We start from the raw sequence: 26878 nt of genomic DNA on the forward strand, positions 1-26878 counted from the left end.
GACCCGCGTCCAGGCCTCAAATGTGTAAACGATGTCCCCGGTTTCAGATGTAAACGATGTCTACGGTTCTACACCCCTCCCACAATTTTGTTTGTATTGCCAAATTAAGTATGAAAACGCGACATCAAGATGTCGCTTATCGGACAGTCCGCCCCGCAACAGTGCGTTTGTCAGGCTAATTCTGTACCCTAGCCGCCTCTTTATGCGTCCGCCTCCCAAAAGGAAGCTGCGCGCTAGACCGGTCGGTGCCCATAAGGGCCGGCAGCATTTCCCTCATCCATAGGGAATCCCTCTCTAAATTCCGATTCAGTAGTGTGGTATTTCCTCAAATGAAAGTGTTGAAAAGCCAGGACATCCTGGCGTTGGGCTTCATGACCTTCGCCCTGTTCGTGGGCGCCGGCAACATCATCTTCCCGCCTATCGTGGGTTTGCAGTCCGGGCCTCATGTCTGGATGGCGGCGCTGGGCTTCCTGATCACTGCCGTTGGCCTGCCGGTGGTCACCGTGATCGCCCTGGCCAAGGTCGGTGGCGGCATGGACGCGTTGAGCAGCCCGATCGGCAAGATCGCCGGTGGCCTGCTCGCGGCGGCGGCGTATCTGGCGGTAGGGCCGCTGTTCGCCACCCCGCGTACCGCGACCGTGTCGTTTGAGGTGGGCCTGGCGCCGCTGACCGGCGAAAGCCCGCTGGCGTTGTTCCTCTACAGCTCGGTGTATTTCCTGGTGGTGTTCTTTGTCTCCCTGTACCCAGGCCGACTGCTGGACACCGTGGGTCGCTTCCTGGCGCCGCTGAAGATCATCGCCCTGGCCATCCTCGGCATTGCCGCGTTTGCCCTGCCGGCTGGTGAGGTGGGTGTCGCCACCCAGGAATACGTCGCCGCACCGTTTTCCCAGGGCTTTATCAATGGCTACTTGACCATGGATACCCTGGGTGCGCTGGTGTTTGGCATTGTGATCGTCAATGCGATCCGTTCCCGTGGTGTCGAATCGCCCAAGCTGATCACCCGCTACGCGATCATTGCCGGGTTGATTGCCGGCGTCGGTCTGGCGCTGGTGTATGTCAGCCTGTTCCGCCTCGGGTCGGGCAGCCATGAAGTCGCTGCCGGCGCTGCCAATGGTGCCGCAGTGCTGCACGCTTATGTTCAGCACACCTTCGGCTCCCTGGGCAGTGGCTTCCTGGCTGTACTGATCTCCCTGGCATGCCTGGTCACTGCCGTCGGCCTGACTTGCGCGTGTGCCGAGTACTTCAGCAAAATCCTGCCGCTGTCCTACAAGACCCTGGTAGTGATCCTGGCGCTGTTCTCGCTGTTCGTGTCGAACCTGGGCCTGACCAAGCTGATTGCGTTCTCGATCCCGGTACTCACTGCGATCTATCCGCCGTGCATCGTGCTGGTGGCGTTGAGCTTCTGCAAAGATTTCTGGCAGGAGCAGGGCCGTATCGTTGGTCCGGTGATGCTGGTGTCGTTCATCTTTGGTTGCATTGACGCGCTCAAGGGCGCAGGCCTGGCAGGCTGGATGCCTTCGCAGCTGGCGAACCTGCCGCTGAGCGAGCAAGGCCTGGCGTGGCTGGTACCGTCGGTGATGACGCTGGTTGTGGCGGTCGTCATTGATCGCATGCTGGGTAAGCGCAGCGAAGCCATCGCATAACAAGCGGGTTTCATGCAGTACGGAAATGCCTCGTATCAATCGATACGGGGCATTTTTTTTGAGCGGCGGGCAGTGTCTTTTTCTCTGCGCTAACGTCGAACAGACGCAAAAAGTTTCTCAATCTTCTTTCTGCAAGGACCCGCATGTCGTTCGTCGAAGCCAATCAGATCCACCTGCTTGCTGCCCTCTGGTTCATCCTATGCTGGGGCGGCTACACCCGTTATGCCACCTGGAAAGCCCGAGACACCGCGTGCCTGGCCAGCGTGCTGCATTTGTATCGCGAAGACTGGATGCGTCGCATGCTGCTGCGCGACAACCGGATTGCCGACGCCAGCGTGATCGGCAACCTGGAGCGTAATGCCTCATTCTTCGCCTCCAGCACCTTGATCATCCTCGCCGGCATTCTCACGGTGTTGGGGGCCTCCGAGCGGGCGGTGTCATTGCTGGCGGACATACCCATGGTGCAGCAGGCCTCCCAGGGCATGTCGGAGATCAAGCTGCTCTGCCTGGCGCTGGTCTTTGTCTATGCCTTCTTCACCTTCAGTTGGTGCATGCGCCAGTACAACTTCGCCGCGGTGCTGGTCGGATCGGCACCGATGATCGGTGAGCGGCATGTGTCGGAGCAGGAGCGCAAGGCGTTTGCCCTGCGTGCGGCGCGAGTGATTTCCATGGCCGCCAACCAGTTCAACTTTGGCCTGCGTTCTTATTACTTCGGCATGACCATGCTGGCGTGGTTCGTCAGCCCCTGGTTGTTTATGTTGATGAGTGCCGGGGTGGTGTTCGTGTTGTATCGCCGGGAGTTTCATTCCGACGTACTGCAAGTGATGGTGTATACGCAGACGGATACACCAATGCCTGAGCCCGCCAAAGAGGAGATTTAATGCGTGACGCGCTGAGTTAAAAACAACAGGCAAAGTAAAGCCCGCTATATAAGCGGGCTTTCTTTTTGCAGCGAAGCTATTTCATGCCGCGGTATCAGGAACCGGTGGCAGGAGTGGCTGGTGCTGCTTCTTTTGCGGCGGCTTCGTTCGATTCAGCCTGAGCTTTGGCAGCATCGGCGTTTTCTTTCGCAGCGTCGTTCACTTTATCCTGAGCTTTCGCCATGTCTTTTTGAGCTTGCTCAGAATGCGCTGCGGCATCTTGGGCTTTGTCTTCGGATTTCTTGTCGCAAGCAGCGAGACCGAGGGCAGCGGCCAACATCATGGAAATAGCTAAAGTCTTACGCATGGGGTGTTTCTCCTTAGTGAAGATATCTACTGGCCTTTCGAGCATGGCCGTTCAGCATTAGTTCCTTTTATTCCACAGATATATAAACAACGACCTCAAAGGAACTTTCGCCCGCACCGTCTATTTCGCCCATCAACACTAATAAGAGTCTGCAACGAATGACCGAAAATCCCTTGTTAGAGCGCGCGACGCGCTTTGTCTCAGCCTTGCGCCATTGTCAGGTGCTGGGTATCAGCGTTCATCATGCCAGCGAGGAGGGCATCACGTTGGTCATGCCTTACGCGCCGCAGTTGGTGGGTGATCCCCAGACCGGCGTGATCCACGGTGGCGCGTTGACATCCTTGGTGGATACCGCCTGCGGCATGGCCACCCTGTGTGTCCTGCCGGAGTTCGAGGTGTGCCCGACCCTGGACCTGCGTGTCGACTATATGCATCCCGCCGAGCCGCATAAGCCGGTATATGGTTTCGCCCAGTGCTACCGGGTGACCACCGACGTGATCTTCACCCGTGGTTTTGCCTACCAGGACGACCCGCAACAACCCATCGCCCATGTGGTGGGCACCTTCATGCGCATGGGCAAGCGTCTCAAGGGCACCCAAGGGTTGGGGCGCGCCATCAAAGGAGAGCAGGCATGACCCATCGATTCAAGACCCGCCTGGAACAGGCTCATCAACGCGGCAGCTACGAGGCGCTGCTGGACCTGATCCCCTACGCCAAACTGATCGGGATCGAATGCACCCGGCTGGGGGATGAATTGCTGTTTCGCCTGCCGGCCCACAAGGACAATATTGGTAACCCCATATTGCCTGCGCTTCACGGCGGGGTGATTGCCGGCTTTATGGAACTGGCAGCGGCGTTGCACCTGCTGGTATTTACCGGAGCGCCGGGCCTCCCGAAAATCATCGATTTCTCCCTCGATTACCTGCGCGCCGGCCAGTTTCGCGACACTTACGCCAAATGCCAGGTGTGGCGTCAGGGCCGACGGGTGGCGAATGTGGCGATCACCGCCTGGCAAACCACCGCCGCCGAGCCCATCGCCACCGCCCGTGCGCATTTCAAGATCGAGGACGTGGTCCGCCCTTGAAATCCTGCTCTTAGCCCCCAACTTTGATGACAACCCGCCGCCAACCCTTCAGGGCGCGGCCACTGCCATCCAATTGGAGTTTGATGACCATGAGTGTGGAAACTCAAAAGGAAACCCTGGGCTTCCAGACCGAGGTGAAGCAACTGCTGCACCTCATGATCCATTCGCTGTATTCCAACAAGGAAATCTTCCTTCGCGAATTGATCTCGAACGCCTCCGACGCTGTCGACAAATTACGTTTCGAAGCCCTGTCCAAGCCTGAGCTGCTGGAAGGTGGCGCGGAACTGAAAATCCGTGTGAGCTTCGACAAAGACGCCAATACCGTCACCCTCGAAGACAACGGTATCGGCATGAGCCGTGAAGATGCGATCACCCACCTGGGGACCATCGCTAAATCCGGTACCGCCGACTTCATGAAAAACCTGTCCGGCGACCAGAAGAAAGATTCGCACCTGATCGGCCAGTTCGGTGTGGGCTTCTACTCGGCCTTCATCGTGGCCGACAAGGTTGAAGTGTTCAGCCGTCGTGCCGGCCTTGACGCCAGCGAAGGCGTGCACTGGGCTTCCAAGGGCGAGGGCGAATTTGAAATCGCCACCATCGACAAGGCTGACCGTGGTACCCGCATCGTTCTGCACCTTAAATCCGGTGAAGACGAGTTCGCCGACGGCTGGCGCCTGCGCAATATCATCAAGAAGTACTCCGACCATATCGCCTTGCCGATCGAGCTGCCGAAAGAACAAGCAGCTGCCGAAGGTGAAGAGAAGCCTGCGCAGGAATGGGAAACCGTCAACCGCGCCAGTGCCCTGTGGACCCGTCCGCGTACCGAGATCAAGGACGAGGAATACCAGGAGTTCTACAAGCACATCGGTCACGACTACGAAAATCCGCTGAGCTGGAGCCACAACAAGGTCGAAGGCAAGCTGGAATACAGCTCGCTGCTCTACGTGCCGGCCCGTGCGCCGTTCGACCTGTACCAGCGTGAAGCGCCGAAAGGCTTGAAGCTCTACGTGCAGCGCGTGTTCGTGATGGACCAGGCGGAGTCGTTCCTGCCGCTGTACCTGCGCTTTATCAAGGGCGTGGTCGACTCCAATGACCTGTCGCTGAACGTGTCGCGGGAAATCCTGCAAAAAGACCCGATCATCGATTCCATGAAGTCGGCGCTGACTAAGCGCGTGCTCGACATGCTGGAAAAACTGGCGAAGAACGAGCCAGAGCAATACAAGGGTTTCTGGAAAAACTTCGGCCAGGTCATGAAAGAAGGCCCGGCGGAAGATTTTGCCAACAAGGAAAAAATCGCCGGCCTGTTGCGCTTTGCTTCCACCCAGGGTGAAGAGGGCGAGCAGGTGGTGTCCCTGGCCGAGTACCTGGCACGTGCCAAGGAAGGCCAGGACAAGATTTACTACCTGACCGGCGAAACCTACGCACAGGTCAAGAACAGCCCGCACCTGGAAGTCTTCCGCAAGAAAGGCATCGAAGTGCTGCTGCTGACCGACCGTATCGATGAGTGGCTGATGAGCTACCTCAACGAGTTCGACGGCAAATCCTTTGTCGACGTGGCCCGTGGCGACCTGGACCTGGGTAACCTGGACTCCGAGGAAGAGAAGAAAGAAGCCGAGGAAGTCGCCAAGGCCAAAGAAGGCCTGGTTGAGCGGATCAAGGCGTCCCTGGGCGATGCCGTCAGCGAAGTGCGGGTTTCCCACCGTCTGACCGATTCCCCGGCGATCCTGGCCATCGGCGAGCAGGACCTGGGCATGCAGATGCGCCAGATCCTCGAAGCCAGCGGCCAGAAGGTCCCGGACTCCAAGCCGATCTTCGAATTCAACCCGGCTCACCCGTTGATCGAGAAACTCGACGGCGAGCAGAGCGAAGAGCGCTTTGGCGACCTGTCCCACATCCTCTTCGACCAGGCGGCCCTGGCCGCTGGCGACAGCCTCAAGGACCCGGCCGCCTACGTGCGCCGACTGAACAAGCTGTTGGTTGAACTGTCGGTTTGATACCGTTGTAGAAAAACCCGCTTCGGCGGGTTTTTTCGTTTGTAGGAGCGAGCTTGCTCGCGAAAAACCTGCGGGCGGCGCTGGGTATCAGGTTGCCCGCGTGATCGTTGAGGTTCTTCGCGAGCAAGCTCGCACCTACAGCCTATTTCCGTTCTAGTGATCTTCAACTGGAGAAAATGATGAGCCAAGTCACCGTGCGTTCCGTGGTCTATCAGATTGATGGCCAGTCTTATGAAAGCCGCCTGGCGTTCGATGCCAGCCAAAAGAACCCGCTGCCCGGCCTGCTGATGGCGCCGAACTGGATGGGTGTGAGTGCGGGGGCCGAAGAGATCGCCAAGAGCGTTGCCGCCAAGGGCTACGTGGTGCTGATCGCCGACCTCTATGGGCAAACCGTGCGCCCGTCGAATGGTGATGAAGCCGGCGCCGCAATGATGCCGTTGAAGAATGATCGCCCGTTGCTGAACAAACGCATGCAGGCTGCCCTTGAGCAGCTGAAGGGCCAGACCGAAGCGGCAGTGGACACCTCTAAGCTGGCCACCTTTGGTTTCTGCTTCGGCGGTTGCTGCTCCCTGGAGCTGGCACGGACCGGTGCGCCATTGAAGGCTGCTGTATCGTTCCATGGCACCCTCGACACGCCGAACCCGGCAGATGCGAAAAACATCAAGGGTTCAGTGCTGGTGCTGCACGGTGCTTCCGACCCGTTGGTGCCGAAAGAGCAACTGCCGGCGTTCGAAGATGAAATGAACGCGGCCGGCGTGGACTGGCAATTGCTGAGCTACGGCGGTGCGGTGCATTCCTTCACCGACCCGCACGCCAATGTGCCGGGCAAGATGATGTATGACGCCAAGACCGCTGCACGGGCGTTCCGGTCGATGCATAACTTGCTGGATGAAGTGTTCAAGGGCTGAATCTTCAGCGCCTGTTCCAGCGTCATCGGGGGCTTGCCCCCGATAGCTATCTCACCGGCAACTCAATTCTTTCGGTTTCACCCGGCACCGTCGGCCAATCCCCCGCCGCCCAGCGCTGCCTGGCCTGCTCGATCTTCAGCGGATCGCTCGCGACAAAATTCCAATTGATCCGCCGTGGCCCATCCAGCGGTGCTCCGCCCAACACCACCAAGTGGCAATCACTCTCGGCGAACAGGGTCATTGCCTGCCCGGCCGGCAATACCACCAGGCTGTGCACCTCAAGCCGCTCACCCTCCAGCTGGGCTTCACCCTCCAGCACATACACCGCGCGTTCCTCGTGCTCGTCAGGAATCAGCAGGGTCGTGGCCGTTTGCATGTGTACATCTGCATACAACGTAGGCGACAGCACCGGCACCGGTGACTTGAGGCAGAAGCCACTGCCGGCGATCAGGCGAATCCGCACGCCCAGGTTGTCACTCACCGGCAGGCTCGCTGCGGGGTGATGGCTGTAGTGCCCCGGCCCCTCTTCGTGGTCCTTGGGCGATGCCAGCCACACTTGCAGGCCATGCATGCTGAAACCACGGGCCTTGAGTGCCTCGGGTGTGCGCTCGACATGGGCGATTGCACCGCCTGCGGTCATCCAGCTGACATCGCCGGCCTCTACCACCTGATCCGACCCCAGGCTGTCCTTGTGCTGCAGTGCGCCTTCGAACAGATAGGTGAGGGTGGACAGGCCGATATGGGGGTGCTGGCGGATGTTCATGCCGCTGCCCGGTGCATAGCGGGTCGGCAACATATGATCGAAAAACACAAAGGGCCCGACGCTGCGACATTCCCGCGAGGGCAGCGGGCGCAGGATCGGCTGGCCTTCGACATCTTCGGGGCGTGGGCGGATCACGGTGAGGGTGGTCATGGTGCGTCCCAGTCTGAGCGGGTTGTAGGGTAATGAGCATAACCCGCTCGACGGGAGGTTGCCGCTATTGGCTGAACGCGCCTTCAGAGAGGCGGGTTTCGATGGTGACCTCGGCGGTGGTCATCAGCTTGTGTACCGGGCAGCGATCCGCCACGCGGTGCAGCTCGTCGCGCTGTTCGTCGGTGAGTACGCCCTTGAGCGTCAGCTTGACGTTGAGCCTGTATTTGCCCTTTTGCTCTTCGCTGGCGTCGTGGGTGACTTCCACGGTGACGCCGGTCAGGGGGATGTCTTTTTTCTGGGCGTAGAGTTTGACGGTCAGCGCCTTGCACGATGCCAGCGCGGCGTCGAAGTAATCGTGGGGGGAGGGCGCCGAGTCGTCACCACCCAGGCTCTTGGGCAGATCGGTAAACAGCTCGTGATTATTGATATTGACGCTGTGGCGGAAGTTGTCGGCGTTCAGCGTATTGACGGTAACAGGCATGGCAAACCTCACGGGGTGGCAGAAGGAAGGTCATGCAGTTATAGAGCATGCTGGCACGGGGGTGTTCCACATTTTTTGCCGGCTGAACCCCGGTATGGCACGCAAGGTCTACCGGTATTCGCCCTTATCGAGGTTGTACCGTGCCCTGGACCCGCTTGAGTCTCGCCCTGTTGCTCGCCGCCAATAGCCTTGCGACACAGGCTCGCGACTATGCCTACAGCGATGCCCACCTGCATTACGTGGATTTCTTCCAGGAAACGGCGGGGATGGACACATTGCTCAAGGCAATGGCAGAAAATCGCATCGAGCATGTCATGATTTCCGGCATTCCCGTCGCAAAGAAATGGCACGAAGACGAACCCAAGCGCCCGCGCTACTACGCCGGTGATGACGCAGATGCCTATTGGTACAGCGCCACCGACGTGATTGTCGCCGCAGCGGTAAATAAACTGACGCCTGAACAGCGCCAGCACTTTCATCCGTTTCTGTCCGGCTTCAACCCCAATGACAAGAATTCGGATGCCCATATCCAGCGCATGCTCGACCTCAACCCAGGGCTGTGGCAAGGCATCGGTGAAGTGTTTACCCGTCACGACGACCTTACCGCCCTCACATCGGGGGATACCCCGCGCGCCAATAACGAGGCCATGACGCGCATCTATCACCTGGCGGCGGAAAACGACTTGCCGGTGATGCTGCACTCCAACATCACCTCCAAGCGCGAGCGTAACCCGCTGTATTTGGCCGAAATCGAAGAGCCGCTGCGCAACCACCCGCACACTCGCTTTATCTGGGCTCACGCCGGCACCAGCAAGGAAATTCACCGCCACCAGGTGCAAATGGACTTTTTGCTGCCCACCTTGAGCCGTATGCTCGAGGCTTACCCCAACCTGTATATCGACCTGTCCTGGAGCATGCTCACGCCTTACCTGCTGGATGATGGGGGCAAGCCTCGGCCGGAGTGGGTAACGCTGGTGGAACGCTTCCCGGAGCGCTTTATGCTGGGTTCGGATGTCGTCGGGCGTTTCAACAAGCTGGATGAGGAAATGCACCGCTTTGATGTCTTCCTGGATGCATTGCCTGAAGACGTTGCCCACAAAGTGGCGAGGGACAACTTCCTGGCCATCCTGCCTAAACCTCGCGGCGATGATAGTGCGCGTTGATATTACGTTTTCGTCTCACGCAAATGCGGTTGCGGTCTCAAATCCAGTCGCCCATAAAAAAGCCCCGAACCAGTCGGGGCTTTTTCAGGTGATCAACCTGCGGGGCTTACTTACCCTGCCAGCGTTTCAGCACCAGGGTGGCGTTAGTGCCACCGAAGCCGAAGCTGTTGCTCATCACGGTGTCGACTTTGACGTTTTCAACCGTCTTGGTCAGGATCGGCATATCGGCGACGACCGGGTCGATCTCGTCGATGTTGGCCGAACCGGCCATGAAGTTGCCTTCCATCATCAGCAGGCAGTAGATCGCTTCGTGAACGCCGGCGGCGCCCAGGGAGTGACCCGACAGGCTCTTGGTGGAGCTGATGGCCGGGGCCTTGTCGCCGAATACCGCGCGTACACCTTCCATTTCCTTGGCGTCGCCGACCGGAGTCGAGGTGCCGTGGGTGTTCAGGTAGTCGATCGGGGTGTCCACGGTGGACATGGCCATCTGCATGCAGCGGATGGCGCCTTCACCGCTTGGCGCAACCATGTCGTAGCCATCGGAAGTAGCGCCGTAGCCAACGATTTCCGCGTAGATCTTGGCGCCACGGGCCAGGGCGTGCTCCAGCTCCTCGACCACCACCATGCCGCCACCGCCGGCGATGACGAAACCGTCACGCTTGGCATCGTAGGCGCGGGAGGCTTTTTCCGGGGTTTCGTTGTACTGGGTGGACAGGGCACCCATGGCGTCGAACAGGAACGACTGGCTCCAATGTTCTTCCTCACCGCCGCCGGCGAACACGATGTCCTGCTTGCCCAGCTGGATCTGCTCGACGGCGGTGCCGATGCAGTGTGCACTGGTGGCGCATGCGGAGGAGATCGAGTAGTTCACGCCCTTGATCTGGAACGGCGTGGCCAGGCAGGCCGAAACGGTGCTGCCCATGGTCCGCGTGACACGGTACGGGCCAACGCGCTTCACGCCTTTTTCGCGCAGGATGTCCAGCGCTTCCATCTGGTTGAGGGTCGATGCGCCGCCGGAGCCGGCGATCAGGCCGGTGCGTACGTTCGATACCTGGTCTTCGCTCAGGCCGGAGTCGGCGATGGCGTCTTTCATGGCCAGGTAGGCGTAGGCGGCAGCATGGCCCACGAAGCGATAGATCTTGCGATCGATCAATTCTTCGAGGGGCAGGTCGATGGAGCCGGAAACCTGGCTACGCAGACCCATTTCGGCATATTCCGGGTTGAAGCGGATGCCAGGGCGACTTGCACGCAGGTTAGCGGTGACGGTCTCTTTGTCATTGCCCAGGCAAGAAACAATGCCCAGACCAGTGATAACGACGCGGCGCATGCGGATAACCCTTAAAAGTTGTCAGTGGAAGTAAATACGCCGACCCGAAGGCCTTCGGCAGTATAGATCTCGCGACCGTCGACAGTCACCGAACCGTCGGCGATGGCCAGGTTCAGCTTGCCCTTGAGGACGCGCTTGATTTGAATGTTGTAGGTGACTTTCTTGGCGGTCGGCAGGACCTGGCCAAAGAACTTCACTTCGCCCGAACCCAGGGCGCGGCCACGGCCTGGCAGGCCTTGCCAGCCCAGGTAGAAGCCGACCAGTTGCCACATGGCGTCGAGGCCCAGGCAGCCCGGCATGACAGGGTCACCTTCGAAGTGACAGGCGAAAAACCACAGGTCCGGGGTGATATCCAGCTCGGCGACCAATTCACCTTTGCCGTACTTGCCACCCTCTTCGCTGATATGGGTGATGCGATCCACCATCAGCATGTTCGGGGCGGGCAGTTGCGCGTTACCTGGGCCGAACAGCTCACCGCGACTGCAGCGCAGCAGGTCTTCCCGAGTAAAGGCGTTTTGTTTGGTCATGCGAGCTCCTCAATAATCCCATGCGGCAGGGTAGGGCAAATCTTCCCGAACCGAATGAAGCGTTCATGCCTCATGTCGGCAGCCTACACATAGACTATTGCGTTGTAGTGAAAGTCACAGCGGCAAGGTACTGAATGTACACTTGTTCACTGAAATTTTAAACCGAGCCCGTTCAGGGGCCCGTTCGGGTGCCTAAGACTGCCGCACTTTCGTCTTTCACGCCAGTCGGAGTTGGCTGATGGCGCGCCGCTATTGCACCCAGCGCTGCAGGATTTGCTGCAAATCCGTGCGTTTGAACGGCTTGGCCAGGTAATCGTTCATTCCGGCCGCAAGGCACGCTTCCCGGTCGCCCTGCAAGGCGTTGGCCGTCAGGGCGATGATCGGCAGGTCGGCGCAGCCGGGCAGTTGGCGAATCTGCCGGGTAGCCTCATAGCCGTCGATCAAGGGCAAGCGACAATCCATCAGGATTGCGGTGAAAATCAGGCTCTCGGCACTGCGGATCGCCTCGGCGCCATCGGTGGCCAGGCTGACTTCAAAGCCCAGGCTGCGCAGCATGGCTTCGACCACGGTGCGGTTGACCGGGTTGTCTTCCACCAGCAACACATGGCGACCCTCGCCGGCGCTGTGCTTGCCCTCGGCATCCAGGGCGATCGACGGCTGGCTGTGCGGGTCGATGGCCAGGGGGATCTCCAGGGTAAACACCGAGCCACGGCCTTCTTCGCTCTGCGCGCGCAGCGTGCCGCCCATGCGTTCGGCCAGGGTACGGGCGATGGGCAGCCCGAGACCGGTACCGCCGTAACGTCTTGAAATGGAACTGTCGGCTTGCTGGAACGCATCGAACATCAATTCCAGGCGCTCGGCGGAAATCCCGATGCCGCTGTCACGCACGGTGCAGGTGAACCACACCAACTCATGGTCGAGCACCTGCCAGTGGGGCTCCACGCTGACGGTGCCGTGTTCGGTGAACTTCAAGGCATTGCCGATCAGGTTCACCAGGATCTGGCGGATCCGCGTCGGATCACCCTGTACCCGCAGTGCGTCCATGCCGGGCGGGATCGGCAGCTTGAGCGCCAGCCCGCGCTGCTGGGCGCTGTGCTGGAAGGCCTGGGCACAACTGTTGATCAGGTCGGCCAGGTTGAAGGGGATATGTTCCAGCTCCAGGGCCGCGCGTTCAATGCGCGAGAAGTCGAGAATGTCGTTGATCACCTTGAGCAAATGCTCGGTGGATTCGGAGGCCAGCGCCGCGTACTCGGTCTGTTCCTCGGTCATGTCGGTGGTTTCCAGCAGTTGCAGCATGCCCAGTACACCGTTCATCGGCGTGCGCAATTCGTGGCTCATCATCGCCAGGAAGTCTGACTTGGCGTTGTTGGCCCGTTCGGCCTCCTCGCGGGTCTGGATCAACTGGGCCATGGCCTGCTGTTGTTCGCGGCTGGCCTGGTTGAGGCCTTCGGCGAGGTTGTTGATATGCCGCGACAGATCGCCCAGCTCCGAGTCATCCACAATCGGCAGCGGCGTCTTGTAGTCGCCCTGCTGGATGGCCTTGACCGCATGGCCCATGGCGCTGATCGGTTGCGACAGGCTCGCCGCCAGGCGCCGGGCGAGCAGGAACGTAAACAGCAGGGCGAACAGCGCGAGGATACCGGCCTTGAACAGGATCTCCTGCTGGCGCTGGCTGAAGGCGTCATTGGACATGCCGACGATCACCCGGCCCAGGTAGTCCGCGCGGGGGGCCTTGGGTTCGTTGAGGTTGTCCTGGAAAAAGTCGTTGCCCAACTGGATATGCTGCAGGCGGATCGGTGCCTGGAACACTTTTACCGACAGGGCGCGGTCGTGTTTCTCCGCGGGTTGCTCGACGTACACCAGGATATTTTCGCTGCTGTCCTGAATCTCCAGGAAACGCACATGGGGCGTCGCCAGCGTGGCGCGCAGCAGGCTGTCGAGCACATCGTTGTTGCCCGAGATCACCCCATATTCGGTGGCCGGTGCCAGTTGGTTGGCGATCAATTGGCCGGTGTGGTCCAGTTCCTGGCGCAGGTCCTGGATACGCACGAAGGTGAAGAAGCTGATCAACAGCAACGTCAGCAACAGCGCCGGGCCCAGGGTGATGAGCTGGGTGCGGGTATTGATGTCCCAACGACGACGCAAGGTCATGGGCGTTTTTCTCCTTCGGCCATTCGGGCGGCGACGCTGGCTTCGTCCACCTGTTCGATGCCCAGTGAGCGTGCGACCTGCGCGTTGCCCACGACTTTGAAGTGGTCGGGGTACAGCGCGCGTGGCCAAGCGGCCGGCGGCTGGTCGAGCAAACGATCGAGTACCGCCAGCCAATCGTCCTGGTCGCTGTAGGTGCTGGCGAGGCTGCCGGCGCGCACAAACCCTGCATTGGGCCCGAACAGCGGCAATTGCTGGGCGTAGCTGCTCAGCAGCAGGTTTTTCGCGGTCTTCGGGTTGTACAGCTGCGGGTCATCGAGGCCGAGCAGCACGTCGCTGTTCCTGAACAGGGTTTGCAGCGGGCGACTGTCGTTAGTGTTGTCCCAACGCTGCGGTACGATCTCCAGCTCCAGGGCTGCCGCATGCTGGCGCAATTCGGGCAGCAGGAATTCACTGTCGGTGCCGTAGAGCACGCCGATGCGTCGTGCCTGGGGCAGGACGCTGGTGATCAGGCGCAACTGCCGCTCCAGCGGCGGGTCGCTCCACAACAGGCTGACTCGCGCGTGCCGTGAGGCCTCCGGGCGCTGATGGGCTTGGAGCCGACTGATGCGCAGTACCAGCGTCGGCGGCCCTTGGGTATCCCGCAGGCGCCAGTCGAGGCCGGGCAGGTCGAGCAGGATCAGGCGCGTGCCGGCGGGCAGTTGGCTGGGTGCCGGCAAAGCCTCAAGTGACGTGAAGGTGACGCGGTCTTCGGGGCGTTGTCGGGCCAGCGCCTGGGTAAAGGCCTGCACCCCGGCGCTGTCTTCGGCGGCGGTCAGCAGGATTTCGGCGCTCCACGCCGGTGCGCACAACAACAGGCCGGCCAGCAGCCCAGCAAGTCGCCGCAGCCTATAGATAAAGAAGAAGGTCATCCGTGACGAGTCGCCCATGTCAGAACTCTAACTCCGCGCTGAAGTAGAGTACGTGACGATGGTCGTAAGTGTTGTCGGCCCAGGTGGTGGGCTGGTTATCGAGGCGTTGTTGCAACATGCCGGCCAGCTCCACGTTGGCTTTGCCCAGGGCAATGCGCTTGGCCACCCGCAGGTCGACCCGTTCGAAACGATATTGGTTGAGTGCGTCGTCGCCATAGTAGAACAGCGCGCTGGACCAACCTTGGCCCCACTCGCGCAACCAGCCGGCCGAGCCACTGTTACGCGCGGTCTGTGCTTTGTCCAGTGGGTTGCTGGTGGTGGCGTCGACATACGCGTAAGTCAGCCGCAGGCGGTCGGCGTTGCTCACGCGCCAGTCGAACTGGGACTCGGCGCCGGTGAAGCGTGAACTGTTGGCGTTGCTGGCAATGTACTGGTTATTGCGCAGCGGCGAGCTGATCATGTCGGTGATTTCGTCGTAGAACACCTTCACGTCCATGTTCAGCCCGATGTCGGCAAAGAAGCCGTTGTAGCCCAGTTCCCGCGAGCGCATCAGTTCTTTGTCGAGGTTGCCCGGGCCCCGCGTCTTCACGAAGTACTGTCCGGAACTCTGCCCATAAGTCGTTGAGCTGAGGTTGGTGACGCGGTAGCTCCAGTTGACATTGTTCTCGAACATGTCCGGCGAACGGATGGCTTCCGAGTACACCGCGCGCAAGCCGTGGCGCGGGTTGATCAAATAGTTGACCGCCACCCTGGGCGTCAGCGAATGGCCGCTCAGGTGCGTGTCTTCGAACATGGCGCCGCCTTGCAGCAGCCAATGTTCACTGGCGCGCCATTCCAACTGGCCGAACAGGCGCCAGGTGGTGTCGTCCAGGGTGCCGTTGAAGTAGGTATCGGAGTCGGCGCGGTCGTAGCGATAGTTCATGCCGCTGACCAGGCGCAGGCTGTCGGACAGGCTGAGGGTGTCCTGGATTTCCACGTCGTAGCGGCTTTCGCGGGTGCTCTGGTCGATGTCACCGCAGACGCTCTGGTTGGCGCCGTTGCGCCACTGGTCCAGTACCTGGTTGGCCAAGGCTTGTTCGGCGGCGCTGCCCGGTGGCGCGGTGCCCTGGCTGTAGGTGTCCATATGCCGGGCCAGCCGTTCGGCATAGTTGGGGTTGAGCTGCCACAACTGGGTCAGCTCGGGGCTGAACGAGACCTTGGCGTCACAGGCCTTCCAGATTTGCCGGCGGTCCCACTGCTGGGCCGAGCCTTGGATATAAAGGCTGTGATCGGGGTTGAAATCAAAGTTCCAGCGCAGGGAGCCGGCGTAGTCCTTGGCCGTGACATCGGAATTGTCGCCGCCTTCGGTAATCCCGGCGAATACCGGGGTGTAGGTGTAAGGGCGCTGGTTGGTGCTTTCCTTGGCATTCAGTTGCCAATCGATACTCTGTTGCGCGTTCAAGGTCTGGCTCACTGCCAGGCTGAAGCGGTTGAGGCGACGGCCGTCCCGGCGGTCGGCGCCAGCGGCATCACTGTCAAAGCCATCGTCCTGTTGCCCGGACAGCGACAGGCGCAGATCGCCGGTTTCCCAGCCCACGCCCTGGCTGGCATAAAAGTCATTGATACCGCGCTCACCGCGAATCACCTTCACCCGTGAGCCATGGCTGTTGGCCGGTGAGCGCGTGAGGATATTGACCACCGCCATCAAGGCATTCGCCCCGTAGCTGACGGTGTTGGGGCCGCGGAAGACCTCGATGCGCTCGATATCTTCCATCGCCACCGGAATGTCGCTCCAGTCCACCGTGGCCAGGCCGGCGCGGTACACCGAACGCCCGTCGATCAATACCTGCATGCGGCGCGCATCGCTGGCGCTGGTGCCGTGGTAGTTCACCGCCGCCTGGTTGCCGGTGGTGTAGCCGACCATCATCCCCGGCACCAGGCGCAGCAGCTCGCTGATATCCCTTGCGCCGCTGGCCTTGATCAACTCGCTGTCGATCACGGTCATGCTGCCCGGCACGGCGGCGGCCGATTGCTTGAGGCGCGTGGCGGTCAAGACCTGCGGCAGCGGCTGGCTGTCGAGGAACAGGTCGTCAGCCAGCGCAGGTGCACTGCACAACAGCATAAGCAGTAGAGATGAACGGGAAGGAGGGCCCAAATACACGACATGGCCTTGATAATGACGGATAGCCGCCCATGTTAACCGAGGTGAGGCTATTTGCCAGTCGTCGCCCTTGCAATTCCGTCACACGGACATGGCAGTTTTCGACAGGCCCACGATTTGATACGGGGGCTGGCCGCAAGCGGGTCGCCCCGTATAATGCCGCCATCGCCACTGGTATGGATTAACGGATTGCATATGACTGAACAGCGCCCTATTGCGGTCCTGGGAGGCGGAAGTTTTGGTACCGCCGTGGCTAACCTGCTGGCCGAGAACGGTCATGCGGTGCGCCAGTGGATGCGCGATCCCGAGCAGGCCGAGGCCATTCGCGTACACCGCGAAAACCCGCGTTACCTGAAAGGCATCAAGATTCATCCGGCGGTCGAGCCGGTCACCGACCTGTTGGCCACCCTGGCGGACTGCGACCTGTGCTTTGTCGCGCTGCCTTCCAGCGCCTTGCGCGCGGTGCTGGCGCCCCATGCCGAGCGCCTGGCGGGCAAGCTGCTGGTCAGCCTGACCAAGGGCATCGAGGCGCAGACCTTCAAGCTGATGAGCGAAATCCTCGCCGAGATCGCCCCCCAGGCGCGCATTGGCGTGCTGTCCGGGCCGAACCTGGCGCGGGAAGTCGCCGAGCACGCGCTGACCGCCACGGTGATCGCCAGCGAGGATGAGGCGTTGTGCGAGCGCGTCCAGGCGGTGCTGCATGGCCGGACCTTCCGCGTATACGCCAGTGGCGACCGCTTTGGCGTGGAACTGGGCGGGGCGCTGAAAAACGTCTACGCGATCATCGCCGGCATGGCGGTGGCGCTGGGCATGGGCGAAAACACCAAGAGCATGCTGATTACCCGTGCCCTGGCGGAAATGACCCGCTTCGCGGTGAACCAGGGCGCCAACCCCATGACCTTCCTGGGCCTGGCCGGCGTGGGCGACTTGATCGTCACCTGCTCGTCGCCGAAAAGCCGCAACTACCAGGTGGGTTTCGCCCTGGGCCAGGGCCTGAGCCTGGAAGACGCGGTGACGCGCCTGGGCGAAGTGGCCGAAGGGGTCAACACCCTCAAGGTGCTCAAGGCCAAGGCCCAGGAAGTCGGCGTGTACATGCCGCTGGTCGCCGGGTTGCACGCGATCCTGTTTGAAGGGCGCACCTTGACCCAGGTCATCGAGTTGCTGATGCGGGCCGAGCCCAAAACCGACGTCGACTTTATTTCCACCAGTGGTTTCAACTGAGGAACGCGCCATGAACGATCCAAAAGCTGCTCCCAAGTACGAGTCCATTGTCCTGCGTATCCTGTGGATGCTGGTGTTTGCCCTGGTGTGGCAGGTGGCGCAGTTCCTGCTCGGCGCATTGGTGGTGGTGCAGTTGATCTACCGCCTGGTCTACAGCGCGCCGAACCTGGGCCTGATGAACTTCGGCGACAGCCTCAGCCAGTTTCTTGCCCAGATCGGCCGCTTTGGCAGCTTCCACACCGAGCAGAAGCCCTGGCCGTTCGCCGACTGGCCAACCCCGCGCGCTCCCGAGGGCGAAGCCGCCCACAGCGTGCCGCCGGCGCCGCACCCGGTGCGGGATGAGGAGCCGAAGCTATGAAAGTGTGGGTCTTGCGTCACGGTGAGGCCGAGGCGCATGCCCGCACGGATGCCGAGCGCAACCTCACCGAACATGGCCGCGCCGAGGTGTTGCGCAGTGCGGCGCACCTGATCGGCCAGCCGCTCAGCGCGATCATTGCCAGCCCGTACGTGCGGGCGCAGCAGACTGCACAGCTGGTGCGGGACGCGTTGGGTTTTGAACCGGATATCCGCACGGTGCCTTGGCTCACGCCGGAGGGCAATCCGCTGGAGGTCCTGAGCAAGCTCGACAGTGATGACAACGTGCTGCTGGTCAGTCATCAGCCGCTGGTCGGCAGTTTGATCAGCTTTTTGCAGCATGGTCATCAGCGCCAGCCGCAGCCGATGTCCACCGCCAGCCTGGCGGAGCTTGAGGGCGACTTCCCGCTGGCGGGGTTGATGAGCCTGGTCAGCGTGAAGAATCCGTAGGCTATCGCCGCCACAGAGGATCGGGTCTTATGTGGGTTGCTTTTCGTTGGAGCGAGCGCAGCGAGGCAGTTGTGTGGCAGGATTAGGGTCGTAATAAAACCAATAAGGACAATTCCATGAGCTTGTGGCGCACCCAACCGAATATCGAACAACTCAATGCCGGCCAGAAAAACACCATCGGTGAACTGCTGGACATCCGTTTTGAAAGCTTCGACGACGAATCCCTCACCGCCAGCATGGTGGTCGACCACCGCACTCACCAGCCTTACGGCCTGCTGCATGGCGGTGCGTCGGTGGTTCTGGCCGAGAGCGTCGGCTCCGTGGCGGCCTATTTGTGCATCGACCCGAGCAAGTTCTATTGCGTGGGCCTGGAGGTCAACGCCAATCACCTGCGCGGTGTGCGCAGCGGGCGGGTGACGGCGGTGGCCAAGGCGATCCATATCGGCCGCACCACCCAGGTCTGGGACATCCGCCTGACCACCGATGACGGCAAGTGCAACTGTGTCTCACGGCTGACCATGGCCGTGGTGCCTTTGGGCGAAACCCCGCCGGCGCGATAGGTGTGGCGTGAGTGTCATCATTCCTGGCAGTTACAGTCATTGCTGTGGGGCTTGGGGCTGGTGACAATCAATCTTGGTTTTTGCAGATGGGTCCGCTATGTCGCAGCACGTGTTTTTTGCCCACGCCAATGGCTTTCCCTCGGCCACCTACGGCAAGCTGTTTGCCGCCCTGGCCCCGGAATATGCGGTGGCTCACTTGCCGCAGCACGGTCACGACCCCAGGTTCCCAGTGGACGATAACTGGCAGAACCTGGTGGACGAGTTGATCCATCATCTGGAGCAGCAGCCGGAGCCCGTATGGGGCGTGGGCCATTCCCTGGGTGGCGTGCTGCATTTGCACGCGGCCCTGCGCTGCCCGCAGCTGTATCGCGGGGTGGTGATGCTCGACTCGCCCGTATTGACCCGCGCCGACCGCTGGGTGATCCGCGCCGCCAAGCGTTTCGGTTTTATCGATCGACTCACGCCGGCCGGCCGTACCCTGGGCCGTCGTGAAGAATTCAGCGACCTGGACGCCGCGCGCAGCTACTTCGCCGGCAAGACCCTGTTCCGAGGCTTCGACCCGGAATGCTTCGACGCCTACCTGCAACACGGCCTGTACCAGGCGGGCGATCGCCTGCGCCTGCGTTTCGACCCGGCCACCGAAATCAGCATCTACCGGGGCGTGCCTCACACCAGTCCCGGCCAGGTGCGCCAATTGAAAGTGCCGCTGGCGGTGGTGCGCGGTCGCCAGAGCCGTGTGGTGATGCGTCACCACGCCAGCGGTGTCGACCGTCTGCCCATGGGCGAAATGCTCACCATGCCCGGCGGCCATATGTTTCCCCTTGAACGCCCCCAGGACACCGCGACCTTGATCAAGACCCTGTTCGCGCGCTGGGAAGCCCGGGAGCGCAGCTGCGCATGAGCACACCCGTCGAAGAGGTTCGCCTGAGCCTGCCGCACATTGAGTTGGCGGCCCATCTGTTTGGCCCCGAGGACGGTTTACCTGTGATCGCCCTGCATGGCTGGCTGGACAATGCCAACAGCTTTGCACGCCTGGCGCCGAAGCTTGCGGGTTTGCGTATCGTGGCGCTGGACATGGCCGGCCATGGGCATTCGGCGCATCGTCCTACAGGTGCCGGTTATGCCTTGTGGGATTACGTCCACGACGTGCTGCACGTTGCCGAGCAACTGGGCTGGAAACGTTTTGCATTACTCGGCCACTCCCTCGGCGCCATCGTGTCCCTGGTGCTGGCCGGTGCCTTGCCGGAACGGGTGACGCACCTGGGTTTGATTGACGGCGTGATCCCGCCCACGGCCAGCGGTGAGAACGCGGCCGAGCGCCTGGGCATGGCCTTGCAGGCGCAATTGAATCTGCAGGATAAGCGCAAGCCGGTCTACACCACCCTGGACCGGGCGGTTGAGGCGCGCATGAAAGGTTTGGTCGCCGTGAGCCGTGAAGCCGCAGAACTGCTGGCCCAGCGCGGTTTGATGCCGGTGCCGGGCGGTTATACCTGGCGCTCGGACAGTCGCCTGACCCTGGCTTCGCCGATGCGCCTGACCGATGAGCAGGCGATGGCTTTCGTGCGCCGCGTGGGTTGCCCTGCGCAGTTGGTGGTCGCCGCCGATGGCATGTTGGCGAAACATCCCGAATTGCTTTCCCAGCTACCCTTTACGGTAACCACGTTGCCGGGTGGCCATCATTTACACCTGAATGATGAGCCCGGTGCGGTCCTTGTTGCAGACTGTTTCAATCGGTTCTTCTCCGCGCCTTGACTTGGGGCGGTCAACTGCCGAGGCTGGGCGGATTGAAAGGGAGTCAACCATGAACCAACTCAACACTGCTGCGACCTCCGATGGCCAGGGCTCACCGATCCGATGAGCCTGCGTAAAGGATGTATACGTGCCCTCGGACTGTGCTGTTTCAGCCCCTTGGTGTTCGCCGCCGATGTGCCGGGAAGCCAGGACCTGCCTGCCGTGGCCCGTCAGGTCGACGCACAGATCGTCGATTACCGTCCCGCTGAAGAAAAGGAACGCATCTACCCCATGGGGGCGATCCGCAAGATCAGTGGCCAGTTGCGTTATGAGGGCCAGGCCACCGCCCGTGGGCGAGCCACAGCGATTACCTACGAGCTGCCTGCCGAACACACCTCCAGTGCTGCGTTCACGTCGACGCGCGAAGCGTTGCAGGCCAACGGCGCGCAGTTGTTGTTCTGGTGCCAGGCCCGCGATTGCGGTGAAAGCAGCCTGTGGGCCAACGAAGTGTTCGGTAATGCCAAGCTGGTAGGAGCCGACGGCCAGCAGGAATACCTGCTGCTGCGTCTGGCTGCCCCGCAGGAAAACTCCCTGGTGGCCATGTACGGCATCACCCGAGGCAACCGTCGTGCCTACCTGCATGTGGAGCAGTTGGATGCCGGCGCACCGCTGGGCGACCTGTTGCCCACCTCGGCCACCTTGTTGCGCGAGCTCAAAAGCACCGGTGAGCTGGATTTCCCCGCGCTTGGCGGCGACCCCGACGACACCTGGCTGACCCTGATTTCCCGGGGCTTGAACCTCGATACGACCTTGCGCGTCAGTCTGACCGGCCCGAAAGCCGAAGCCTGGCGCCAGGCCCTGGTCGACAAAGGCGTGCGCGCCGCGCGCCTGGAAACCGGCACCACTGAAACCAAAGGCTTGCACCTGCATCTGATACGCTGACCGTAACAGGGCGAACGGACCCGTGCCGTTCGCCTAAGCTTTCTTCCTACAGCCTTTTCTAGAGATACCCCATGCTCAATAACGATCGCCTGCTGGTGCAAATCCTGCTGCTGGTGCTGTTTGGTGCCAGCTTCTGGGTGATGGCGCCGTTCTGGTCGGCGCTGTTCTGGGGCGCGGTGCTGGCGTTTGCCAGTTGGCCGCTGATGGTGCTGCTGACCCGTTGGCTGGGTGGCCGTGAATCCCTGGCCGCCGGCATCCTGACCCTGGGCTGGATGTTGCTGGTGGCGGTGCCGCTGGTATGGCTGGGGTTCAATCTCGCGGACCATGTGCGCGATGCCGTGGCGTTGATCAAGGATATTCAGGTCGATGGGCTGCCCGAGGCGCCAACCTGGTTGGCGGCGATTCCCTTTGTGGGGGAACGCCTGGTCGGCATGTGGAACAGCATCGACGAGCAGGGCGCGGCGCTGATGGTCAGCCTCAAGCCGTACCTGGGGCAGGTGGGTAACTGGCTGTTGGCGCGCAGTGCGCAGATCGGCGGCGGCATCCTCGAACTGACCCTGAGCCTGGTGTTCGTGTTCTTTTTCTATCGTGATGGCCCACGTCTGGCGATGTTCGTGCATCGTTTGCTGGAACGCCTGATCGGTGACCGTGCCGGTTACTACATCGAACTGGTGGCCGGTACGGTGCAGCGGGTGGTCAACGGTGTGATCGGCACTGCCGCCGCCCAGGCCCTGCTGGCACTGATCGGCTTCCTGATCGCCGGCGTGCCGGGTGCGTTGGTGCTGGGGATCGTGACGTTCCTGCTCAGCCTGATCCCGATGGGCCCGCCGCTGGTATGGATCCCGGCCACGGCCTGGCTGGCGTGGAAAGGCGACTACACCTACGCGGTGTTCCTTGGCGTGTGGGGGACGTTCATCATCAGCGGCGTGGACAACGTGCTTAAGCCGTACCTGATCAGCCGTGGCGGCAACCTGCCGCTGGTGATCGTGTTGCTCGGGGTCTTCGGCGGCTTGATTGCCTTTGGCTTTATCGGCCTGTTTATCGGCCCGACCCTGCTGGCCGTGGCCTACAGCCTGCTGATGGATTGGAGCGCAACCCAGGCCCAGGTTCGACGTGAAGACAAGCCCCTTTAAGCCCTGGGCAACCACATCACGGCGGTCAAGCCGCCGCCTGGAGTCTCTTCCAGGCTCAGGCGGCCGCCCAGGCGTTCTGCCGCTTCCTTAGAGATGGTCATGCCCAGGCCGACGCCGCCGGAATTGCGGTTACGCGAGCCTTCCAGCCGGTAGAACGGCTCGAACACCGCCTCACGCTTATCGACCGCGATCCCCGGTCCGTGGTCGATCACACGGATGACCAGCGCTTCGCGGCTGTCCTCCAGCTCCACGCGGGCGGTGCCGGCATAACGCAAGGCGTTGTCGATCAGGTTGTTGAGGCATGAGCGCAGGGCCATCGGTTGCACCTGCAAGGGTAGGCAACTGCCCGCATATTGCACATCGGAGCCCTGGTCCTGGGCGTTTTCACTCATGGACTCCACCAGCGCCTGCACATCCAGCCAATGCCGGGTTTCACTGGTGCGCTGTTCGTGCAGGTAGCTCAGGGTGGCGTCGAGCATGCCGATCATGTCGTTCAGGTCCTGGCGCATCTGGCCCTGCAGCCGGGTGTCCTCGATCTGCTCCAGGCGCAGCTTGAGGCGTGACAGCGGGGTGCGCAGGTCATGGGAGACGGCGCCGAGCATGCGCGCGCGTTGGCTGACCTGCTCGCGAATGCGCCTTTGCATCAGGTTGAAGGTCGAGGCGGCCTGCCGTGCTTCCCTCGGGCCGGATTCATCGAGGGGTGGGCTGTCGAGGTCCAGGCTCAAGCGTTCCGCCGCTTCACTCAGGCGCTGTATCGGCCGGCTCAGCAGTTTGGCACCGTACCAGGCCGCGATAATCAACGAGACGAATTGAAAGGTCAGGGGCACCACCGGGCCGCCAAACCAGGGGCGTGGGTGCTTGTCGCGCATCGGCGCCAGGGTCCCGTCCGGCTGCTCGATAAATCGCTCAGGAGGGGGCGGCGGCGGTTGGCCGTAGTGGTGAAACCAGAAGAACGCCAGCCCATGGGCCAGCACAATCGCCACCAGCAACACGCCGAACAGCCGACCGAACAGCGTGTTGAAGGGCGCGCGCATCAGCCAATATCCCGGGCGTCGAACAGATAGCCTTCACCACGCACGGTCTTGATCAACTGCGGTGCCTTGGGGTCATCCCCGAGTTTTTGCCGCAGGCGCGACACCAGCAAGTCGATACTGCGATCAAAGGCCTCTATCGAGCGGCCACGGGCGGCATCAAGCAGCTGCTCCCGGCTCAGCACCCGGCGCGGGCGTTCGATAAACACCCACAACAGGCGAAATTCCGCGTTGGACAGCGGCACCACCAGGCCATCGTCGGCCACCAATTGGCGCAACACGCTGTTGAGGCGCCAGTTGTCGAAGCGGATATTCGCGCGTTGTTCGGTGCGGTCATCGCGTACGCGGCGCAGGATGGTCTGGATCCGCGCTACCAGTTCACGGGGTTCGAAGGGCTTGGACATGTAGTCATCGGCCCCCAGTTCCAGGCCGATGATGCGGTCGGTGGGCTCGCAGCGGGCCGTGAGCATCAGGATCGGGATATCCGATTCGGCGCGCAGCCAGCGGCACAGGGTCAGGCCGTCTTCCCCCGGCAGCATCAGGTCGAGTACCACCACATCATAGGTTTCGGCTTGCATGGCCAGGCGCATGGCGGCGCCGTCGGTCACGCCGGTGGCGAGGATATTGAAGCGTGCCAGGTAGTCGATCAGCAATTCGCGGATCGGCACATCGTCGTCGACGATCAGCGCACGGGTGTTCCAGCGCTTGTCATCGGCGACCACCGCGCCTTTGGGCTCGTCATTCACGGGGACGGAAGGGGTATGCATAGTGCGATCATCTGCCTGGTTGTTGCGCTCAGCATAGGCGCCCAGCCCCATGGCTGGTAGTGCTGGTCGGTGGGTCGTGCGGGCGAGGCTAGCGGCAGGGCGTGTTGTGCGCATGTCATGAATGTATCAGCTTTGAAATAATCATCTGGAATGCCCGGCTGATGGCGGTTGGTCAGTATTTACCGATCATCGGATCCCGCAACGGCGCTGCTTGCGCTACAATCCGCGCCGATTTCGACTTGCCTGAGAGCCCATTCCAATGTCCGCCTGCCAGACTCCTATCATCGTCGCCCTGGATTACCCCACCCGTGACGCCGCACTGAAGCTGGCTGACCAGTTGGACCCCAGGCTTTGCCGGGTCAAGGTCGGCAAGGAACTGTTCACCAGCTGCGCCGCGGAAATCGTCGGCACCCTGCGTGACAAAGGCTTCGAGGTGTTCCTCGACCTGAAATTCCACGACATCCCCAACACCACCGCCATGGCGGTCAAGGCTGCGGCCGAGATGGGCGTGTGGATGGTGAATGTGCACTGCTCCGGCGGTCTGCGCATGATGACCGCCTGCCGCGAAGTGCTGGAACAGCGCAGCGGCCCCAAGCCGTTGCTGATCGGCGTGACCGTGCTGACCAGCATGGAGCGCGAGGACCTGGCGGGCATTGGCCTGGACATCGAGCCTCAGGAGCAGGTACTGCGCCTGGCCGCCCTGGCGCAGAAAGCCGGCCTTGATGGCCTGGTGTGCTCGGCGCTGGAAGCCCAGGCCTTGAAGACCGCCCATCCGTCGTTGCAATTGGTGACCCCGGGGATTCGTCCGGCGGGCAGTGCCCAGGATGACCAGCGCCGCATCCTGACCCCGCGCCAGGCACTGGACGCAGGTTCTGACTACCTGGTGATCGGCCGTCCGATCAGCCAGGCGGCGGATCCGGCCAAGGCGTTGGCGGCGGTAGTCGCCGAGATCGCCTGATCGATGCGCGTTCCCTCGTTCACAGAGCGTGGGAACGCGCAGAGCGTGTGTATCAGCTGACCTTGAGCACCAATTTGCCAAAGTTTTCGCCGTTGAACAGCTTCATCAGCGTCTCCGGGAACGTCTCCAGCCCCTCGACAATATCCTCCTTGCTCTTGAGCTTGCCCTGGGCCATCCAGCCGGCCATTTCCTGCCCGGCAGCGGCAAAGTTCGCCGCGTGATCCATCACCACAAAGCCTTCCATCCGTGCGCGGTTGACCAGCAGTGACAGGTAGTTGGCCGGGCCTTTCACCGCTTCCTTGTTGTTGTACTGGCTGATGGCTCCGCAAATCACCACGCGGGCTTTCAACGCCAGCCGGCTGAGCACCGCGTCAAGAATGTCGCCGCCGACGTTATCGAAATACACATCCACGCCTTTGGGGCACTCGCGCTTCAGGGCGGCGGGCACGTCTTCGTTCTTGTAGTCGATGGCGGCGTCGAAGCCCAGCTCATCCACCAGGAACGTGCACTTGTCGGCACCGCCGGCAATGCCGACCACGCGGCAGCCTTTGAGCTTTGCGATCTGCCCGGCAATGCTGCCCACGGCACCGGCCGCGCCGGAGATCACCACGGTTTCGCCGGCCTTGGGCGCGCCGGTGTCCAGCAGCGCGAAGTAGGCGGTCATGCCGGTCATGCCCAGCGCAGACAGGTAGCGGGGCAGGGGCGCCAGCTTGGGGTCGACCTTGTAGAAGCCGCGCGGCTCGCCCAGGAAGTAATCCTGCACGCCCAGGGCGCCATTCACGTAGTCGCCGACGGCGAATTTCGGGTTATTCGAGGCAATCACCTTGCCCACACCCAGCGCGCGCATGACCTCGCCGAGGCCTACGGGCGGAATGTAGGACTTGCCTTCATTCATCCAGCCACGCATGGCCGGGTCGAGGGACAGGTATTCATTGCGCACCAGCACCTGCCCGTCCCCGGGGGGGCCCACCGGCACGACCTGGTAAGTGAAGGTTTCCCGCGTGGCCGCGCCGACCGGGCGTTTGGCGAGCAGGAATTGGCGGTTGGTCTGGGCGGTCATGGCAAGGACTCTTTAGAAGTGAAGCATGATTGATAGACCTTGAATGGCCCGGGGGCAAGGTCAGCCGAGGGTGCGAATGCTCATCGATAGGTGCCATTGATAGTGAGCCGGGTTGCCTTATCACCATGACTCATACGGCACTAACCGGCCTTCTGATAGTGCTGACGTGGGCGCCTCGGCGTTGGCTAGACTCGTGCCACTGCCA

Annotated in this window: 27 protein-coding genes; 16 read left to right on the plus strand and 11 right to left on the minus strand. The window is 61.6% G+C overall.

Features of this window, described 5'->3' with window-relative positions; genetic code table 11:
• Window positions 1–329 precede the first annotated feature (329 nt).
• Both brnQ and AC07OP_RS30740 read left to right on the plus strand, forming a co-directional pair.
• Window positions 330–1643, plus strand: coding sequence for a branched-chain amino acid transport system II carrier protein (brnQ, locus tag AC07OP_RS30735; RefSeq protein ID WP_495103222.1), 1314 nt, complete (start codon window positions 330–332; stop codon window positions 1641–1643).
• A 143-nt stretch (window positions 1644–1786) separates the two neighbouring features.
• Window positions 1787–2524 (plus strand): DUF599 domain-containing protein, encoded by a 738-nt coding sequence (locus AC07OP_RS30740; protein ID WP_027607062.1) that lies wholly within the window; start codon window positions 1787–1789, stop codon window positions 2522–2524.
• A 94-nt stretch (window positions 2525–2618) separates the two neighbouring features.
• Here the strand turns inward: AC07OP_RS30740 and AC07OP_RS30745 are convergent, their stop codons facing one another.
• Entirely contained in the window at window positions 2619–2870 is a 252-nt protein-coding gene (locus tag AC07OP_RS30745; RefSeq protein ID WP_010211724.1) for a hypothetical protein, read from the minus strand.
• A gap of 158 nt (window positions 2871–3028) precedes the next feature.
• Between AC07OP_RS30745 and AC07OP_RS30750 the strand changes: the two genes are divergently transcribed.
• The 4 genes from AC07OP_RS30750 to AC07OP_RS30765 all read left to right on the plus strand — a co-directional run bounded on the left by AC07OP_RS30750 (window position 3029) and on the right by AC07OP_RS30765 (window position 6856).
• Window positions 3029–3505 (plus strand): PaaI family thioesterase, encoded by a 477-nt coding sequence (locus AC07OP_RS30750; protein ID WP_495103221.1) that lies wholly within the window; start codon window positions 3029–3031, stop codon window positions 3503–3505.
• A complete protein-coding gene (locus AC07OP_RS30755) occupies window positions 3502–3954 on the plus strand; it encodes a PaaI family thioesterase (RefSeq protein ID WP_065939925.1) in 453 nt (150 codons plus the stop codon). The genes AC07OP_RS30750 and AC07OP_RS30755 overlap by 4 nt, the downstream gene beginning before the upstream one ends.
• 89 nt (window positions 3955–4043) lie before the next feature.
• Window positions 4044–5948, plus strand: a complete 1905-nt coding sequence (gene htpG, locus AC07OP_RS30760) for a molecular chaperone HtpG (protein ID WP_065947272.1) — start codon at window positions 4044–4046, stop codon at window positions 5946–5948.
• Window positions 5949–6127: 179 nt separating this feature from the next.
• Complete coding sequence (locus AC07OP_RS30765) at window positions 6128–6856, plus strand: dienelactone hydrolase family protein (protein WP_495103220.1); 729 nt, start codon at window positions 6128–6130, stop codon at window positions 6854–6856.
• Window positions 6857–6902: 46 nt separating this feature from the next.
• Here the strand turns inward: AC07OP_RS30765 and AC07OP_RS30770 are convergent, their stop codons facing one another.
• Together AC07OP_RS30770 and AC07OP_RS30775 are read right to left on the minus strand one after the other, a co-directional pair.
• Window positions 6903–7769, minus strand: coding sequence for a pirin family protein (locus AC07OP_RS30770; RefSeq protein ID WP_495103219.1), 867 nt, complete (start codon window positions 7767–7769; stop codon window positions 6903–6905).
• A gap of 64 nt (window positions 7770–7833) precedes the next feature.
• On the minus strand, window positions 7834–8250 hold the full coding sequence (locus AC07OP_RS30775) for an OsmC family protein (protein WP_065924497.1): 417 nt from the start codon (window positions 8248–8250) through the stop codon (window positions 7834–7836).
• A gap of 140 nt (window positions 8251–8390) precedes the next feature.
• Here AC07OP_RS30775 and AC07OP_RS30780 point away from each other — a divergent pair, with 140 nt between their 5' ends.
• Window positions 8391–9413: an amidohydrolase family protein gene (locus AC07OP_RS30780; RefSeq protein ID WP_495103218.1), complete on the plus strand. Its 1023-nt coding sequence runs from the start codon at window positions 8391–8393 to the stop codon at window positions 9411–9413.
• Between the two features lie 106 nt (window positions 9414–9519).
• Here AC07OP_RS30780 and fabB read toward each other — a convergent pair whose 3' ends face one another.
• The 5 genes from fabB to AC07OP_RS30805 all read right to left on the minus strand — a co-directional run bounded on the left by fabB (window position 9520) and on the right by AC07OP_RS30805 (window position 16466).
• The gene (gene fabB, locus AC07OP_RS30785) at window positions 9520–10740 is read right to left on the minus strand and encodes a beta-ketoacyl-ACP synthase I (RefSeq protein ID WP_027607070.1); all 1221 of its coding nucleotides are present in this window, start codon (window positions 10738–10740) and stop codon (window positions 9520–9522) included.
• A gap of 11 nt (window positions 10741–10751) precedes the next feature.
• Entirely contained in the window at window positions 10752–11267 is a 516-nt protein-coding gene (gene fabA, locus AC07OP_RS30790; protein WP_003210552.1) for a 3-hydroxyacyl-[acyl-carrier-protein] dehydratase FabA, read from the minus strand.
• Between the two features lie 249 nt (window positions 11268–11516).
• Window positions 11517–13418 (minus strand): ATP-binding protein, encoded by a 1902-nt coding sequence (locus AC07OP_RS30795; protein WP_115488120.1) that lies wholly within the window; start codon window positions 13416–13418, stop codon window positions 11517–11519.
• Window positions 13415–14344 (minus strand): ABC transporter substrate-binding protein, encoded by a 930-nt coding sequence (locus tag AC07OP_RS30800; RefSeq protein WP_495103217.1) that lies wholly within the window; start codon window positions 14342–14344, stop codon window positions 13415–13417. The genes AC07OP_RS30795 and AC07OP_RS30800 overlap by 4 nt, the downstream gene beginning before the upstream one ends.
• Before the next feature lies 1 nt (window position 14345).
• Window positions 14346–16466, minus strand: a complete 2121-nt coding sequence (locus AC07OP_RS30805) for a TonB-dependent receptor plug domain-containing protein (RefSeq protein WP_495103216.1) — start codon at window positions 16464–16466, stop codon at window positions 14346–14348.
• 195 nt (window positions 16467–16661) lie between these two features.
• Between AC07OP_RS30805 and AC07OP_RS30810 the strand changes: the two genes are divergently transcribed.
• The 8 genes from AC07OP_RS30810 (at window position 16662) to AC07OP_RS30845 (ending at window position 22857) form a co-directional block, all read left to right on the plus strand.
• Window positions 16662–17687 carry an NAD(P)H-dependent glycerol-3-phosphate dehydrogenase gene (locus AC07OP_RS30810; RefSeq protein WP_495103215.1) on the plus strand — a complete coding sequence of 342 codons (1026 nt, stop codon included), beginning with the start codon at window positions 16662–16664 and terminating at the stop codon, window positions 17685–17687.
• A gap of 10 nt (window positions 17688–17697) precedes the next feature.
• The gene (locus AC07OP_RS30815) at window positions 17698–18045 is read left to right on the plus strand and encodes a DUF4389 domain-containing protein (protein WP_065939916.1); all 348 of its coding nucleotides are present in this window, start codon (window positions 17698–17700) and stop codon (window positions 18043–18045) included.
• Window positions 18042–18491 carry a phosphohistidine phosphatase SixA gene (sixA, locus tag AC07OP_RS30820; protein ID WP_108574510.1) on the plus strand — a complete coding sequence of 150 codons (450 nt, stop codon included), beginning with the start codon at window positions 18042–18044 and terminating at the stop codon, window positions 18489–18491. Before AC07OP_RS30815 ends, sixA begins: the two co-directional genes overlap by 4 nt.
• Before the next feature lie 116 nt (window positions 18492–18607).
• Window positions 18608–19051: a hotdog fold thioesterase gene (locus AC07OP_RS30825; RefSeq protein ID WP_027607077.1), complete on the plus strand. Its 444-nt coding sequence runs from the start codon at window positions 18608–18610 to the stop codon at window positions 19049–19051.
• A gap of 97 nt (window positions 19052–19148) precedes the next feature.
• Complete coding sequence (locus AC07OP_RS30830; protein ID WP_092490330.1) at window positions 19149–19952, plus strand: alpha/beta fold hydrolase; 804 nt, start codon at window positions 19149–19151, stop codon at window positions 19950–19952.
• Window positions 19949–20803, plus strand: a complete 855-nt coding sequence (locus tag AC07OP_RS30835) for an alpha/beta hydrolase (RefSeq protein WP_027607079.1) — start codon at window positions 19949–19951, stop codon at window positions 20801–20803. Before AC07OP_RS30830 ends, AC07OP_RS30835 begins: the two co-directional genes overlap by 4 nt.
• Before the next feature lie 102 nt (window positions 20804–20905).
• Window positions 20906–21724 (plus strand): DUF4892 domain-containing protein, encoded by an 819-nt coding sequence (locus tag AC07OP_RS30840; protein ID WP_141157167.1) that lies wholly within the window; start codon window positions 20906–20908, stop codon window positions 21722–21724.
• Window positions 21725–21795: 71 nt separating this feature from the next.
• A complete protein-coding gene (locus AC07OP_RS30845) occupies window positions 21796–22857 on the plus strand; it encodes an AI-2E family transporter (protein ID WP_027607081.1) in 1062 nt (353 codons plus the stop codon).
• Here the strand turns inward: AC07OP_RS30845 and AC07OP_RS30850 are convergent.
• Both AC07OP_RS30850 and AC07OP_RS30855 read right to left on the minus strand, forming a co-directional pair.
• Entirely contained in the window at window positions 22854–23891 is a 1038-nt protein-coding gene (locus AC07OP_RS30850; RefSeq protein WP_065939912.1) for a sensor histidine kinase, read from the minus strand. The two genes, AC07OP_RS30845 and AC07OP_RS30850, sit on opposite strands and share 4 nt — an antisense overlap.
• Window positions 23891–24655 (minus strand): response regulator, encoded by a 765-nt coding sequence (locus AC07OP_RS30855; RefSeq protein ID WP_065939996.1) that lies wholly within the window; start codon window positions 24653–24655, stop codon window positions 23891–23893. The genes AC07OP_RS30850 and AC07OP_RS30855 overlap by 1 nt, the downstream gene beginning before the upstream one ends.
• Window positions 24656–24914: 259 nt before the next feature.
• Between AC07OP_RS30855 and pyrF the strand changes: the two genes are divergently transcribed.
• Window positions 24915–25613 (plus strand): orotidine-5'-phosphate decarboxylase, encoded by a 699-nt coding sequence (gene pyrF / locus AC07OP_RS30860; RefSeq protein ID WP_065947279.1) that lies wholly within the window; start codon window positions 24915–24917, stop codon window positions 25611–25613.
• Window positions 25614–25665: 52 nt separating this feature from the next.
• On the opposite strand, the gene AC07OP_RS30865 is transcribed toward pyrF, so the two are convergent.
• Entirely contained in the window at window positions 25666–26673 is a 1008-nt protein-coding gene (locus tag AC07OP_RS30865; RefSeq protein ID WP_495103214.1) for an NADP-dependent oxidoreductase, read from the minus strand.
• Between the last annotated feature and the right edge of the window lie 205 nt (window positions 26674–26878).

It is taken from the genome of Pseudomonas sp. GW821-FHT09D08 (genome assembly GCF_059416305.1).